This is a genomic window from Flavobacterium sp. XGLA_31 (assembly GCF_051547105.1).
In the GTDB taxonomy this organism is placed as follows: Bacteria; Bacteroidota; Bacteroidia; order Flavobacteriales; family Flavobacteriaceae; genus Flavobacterium.
In genome coordinates this window covers 1-625 of sequence record NZ_JBPTTM010000024.1, presented here as the reverse complement: position 1 = coordinate 625, position 625 = coordinate 1, and the positions used below count along the sequence as shown (strand labels likewise).

1 protein-coding gene is annotated in these 625 nt (G+C 41.3%); it reads right to left on the bottom strand.

Annotated features, from left to right (window positions below; genetic code table 11):
• Nucleotides 1-625 (bottom strand): hypothetical protein (locus tag ACSVH6_RS13590; RefSeq protein WP_438079404.1); only part of this gene is annotated, 625 nt, incomplete at both ends.

Genomic DNA, 625 nt, shown 5'->3' with positions numbered 1-625 from the left:
GAACATCCAGTTGCTGTGGTGATATAAGTTATTGTTATGTCATAATTTCCTGCTATTGGGAAAACTGTTGCCGGAATGGCGAATGAGCCTGTTCCTGCTGTAATAGTAACAATACCTGAGTTCCCTGTACTTGGCGTTCCGGTTGGAATCGAATAATCAAATTGATAATCCCCATCAGGAAGATTCGTGGTATTGGTAAGCGTTACCGTTATTGGGCTACCAAAACAAGCGGCCGCTACCGAAAGGTTACTGTTATCAATTTGAACCACCGGATTAATCAGAATGTTGGCGCTAACATTGGTTAAAGCTGCCTGACAAGAGGTAACCGTGTTTTGGATATTGGTAAATGTAATTACTGTGGTACCACTCGCCGGTAATGCAGTCGATGGAATGATAAAAATAGCATTGCCACTGATAACCGAAACAGATATAGTTTGATTAGCCAAAATATTGCTACCGCTTAAATCATAATTCAATGTATAATCACCGTCAGCCATACCCGAAAGGTTGACCACAACATCATTACCAATACAAACCGGTGTTGTTGAAACATTTGCTGAAGTGATAACCGGATTTGGCAACACATCAAACTGAACCTGACGTTCGTCACTACCACAACCATTTG